2 pseudogenes are annotated in these 946 nt (G+C 43.9%); both read right to left on the minus strand.

The window, feature by feature from the left end:
- Positions 1 to 276 (minus strand): annotated as a pseudogene (locus ACFIM1_RS09310) (hypothetical protein); the annotation flags it as partial.
- Positions 277 to 289: 13 nt separating this feature from the next.
- Positions 290 to 946 (minus strand): annotated as a pseudogene (locus ACFIM1_RS09315) (phage portal protein); the annotation flags it as partial.

The following is a 946-nucleotide window of genomic DNA, read 5'->3' on the forward strand; positions in this document are numbered from 1 at the left end:
TTCACCTTCAACCATTGGCGTCTGAGATTGAGGTTCATAAAACTTGACAAGCGCTTCACGGGCTTGTTGAGCTTGTTGTTCTGCACGTTGCCGATCTATAGGAACGATTTCTGAAGGCTTTTCAACGGGCTCTGCAACCGGTTCTGGAGGTGTCGCATCATTATTCTCAACCGTCTCGACCTCATAATCGTTCTCAAAAGAACTCCCATCATCTTCAAATACCGGTGCACCAACCCTATAATCTTCATTCATAGCTTCGTTCATTTCTGCATTCATTCTTTCACCTCTCTCAAATATGCATGCCTCTGTGCAATGCTATTCTCTCTCGCATAATCTGATTGTGTGCTTGTTCATTGAGAAGCTTCTGACGTTCAATGTCATGCCTCTGTTGCATCATTTCGGCTTCCAATTCTGCTCTCTTTTGACGCATGAACAATTCAATCTGCTTTCCTTGCAAATCCATCTGTTGCATCTGACTTTTAGCAGCAATATCCTGCTGCTTTTCTTGCAACTTCATTTCTTGTTCCGGATCCATTTGCTGTTGTTGGGCTTGTTGTGCCATTTGCTGCTGTTGCATCTTCTCACTTACACGATTGAGTAATGACGCAGGCAATGGTGAATAACGAAGCAAATCAAGCATGATATCCGGTGTTACGGCATTTTGAAGCAACGGTAATAATTGCGTGATAATGCCAAAGGTACGCTCTTTCTCATTCGGGCTGGTTGGAGCATCATCCACCACAATATCGTAATCAACACTCATCACCGCTTCACGTGTTAAGGGAATATATTGCGCGTTCTCCTCACCCGATATCCGTACCAAGCGACCATCAGACAAATAATTCTGTATAAGGTGTAAAATAATCTTACCCTGCCTTTTGCGATACAAACGCAAGCCATCAAACAGACACGCAAGCAGGTTAAGACTAGATTGACGCCGTTGTGC

Source organism: Bartonella sp. AC158YNML, from assembly GCF_042196725.1.
GTDB lineage: Bacteria > Pseudomonadota > Alphaproteobacteria > Rhizobiales > Rhizobiaceae > Bartonella.